The organism is Vibrio sp. Vb1554, from assembly GCF_033344235.1.
Map to the genome: position 1 here is coordinate 1 of NZ_JAWPOJ010000507.1, position 1,001 is coordinate 1,001.

The 1,001-nt window shown below is 46.9% G+C and carries 1 protein-coding gene; it reads left to right on the forward strand.

What is annotated here, in order from left to right; genetic code table 11:
• Nucleotides 1–1,001 (forward strand): methyl-accepting chemotaxis protein (locus R8N28_RS27390; RefSeq protein WP_318183939.1); only part of this gene is annotated, 1,001 nt, incomplete at both ends.

The following is a 1,001-nucleotide window of genomic DNA, read 5'->3' on the forward strand; positions in this document are numbered from 1 at the left end:
CCAGAGACCATTGGATACATGGCTTTGATCGATGAAGCTGGGGATATTTATCGAGATGCTGTCGGTATGATCATCAATACCAGTGGTGCACAACGTGAATATCAATCGAACAAGAAAGAGTTTGCCTCTGCGTTGGCTGATGTAAAACGTCTTGAAACCGCTGGTGGAGAAGACTATCGCAATATCGAAAAAATTGAGCAGCTTATGGCGAATTTTACGTCGAGCTTTGAGAGCCAAATTCAGCCGAATATTGGGCATCGCAGTTTAGAAGAAAACGTTGAGCAAGTCCGTCAGTTGTACGAGGTGAATCTAGCCCCAATTGAAGACATGCTCAATGCGGCAACGGCAGAAGGTCGACAAAGCACACATGATGCGCTTCTCCAATTGACCGATTCATTCAACGATATTGAGAACACCATTTACGCGCTAGGTACGTTTGCGGCGATCGCAACAGTGTTCATTGCATACTTGTTGTCTAATTCAATCACAGGGCGTTTGACCGCGCTGGATACTTTGGCACAACGCGTGGCGGAAGGCGATTTGACAGCTTCTCCTATCAAAGACGAATCGGGTGATGAGCTTTCTAACTTAGCGACCTCTTTAAATAAAATGCAGGCATCTCTAACGGGGTTGATCGGCTCTATTTCAGTCGTGTCTGAAGAAGTTAAGTCGGTCACGAGTGAGCTGTCTGTTGTTAGCCAAGACATTGTTTCTGGTGCGAGTAGCCAAGCCGACAAAGCGAACCTCATCGCAACGGCGGCAGAAGAGCTGAGTTTGACCATTTCACAAGTGGCGGAACAAGGTGCGTCTACCTTTGAAGAAGCTCGTAAATCAGAAGCCACAGCCGAACAAGGCCGTACTGTCATTGTTGAAATGGTAGAGAGCATTCAACAGGTATCGAAGCAAATGGCGGACATGTCGGTTCAGATGAATCACCTTGGTGCTCATGGCGAGAAAATTGGCGCAGTCATTAAAGTGATTGAAGACATCGCAGAGCAAAC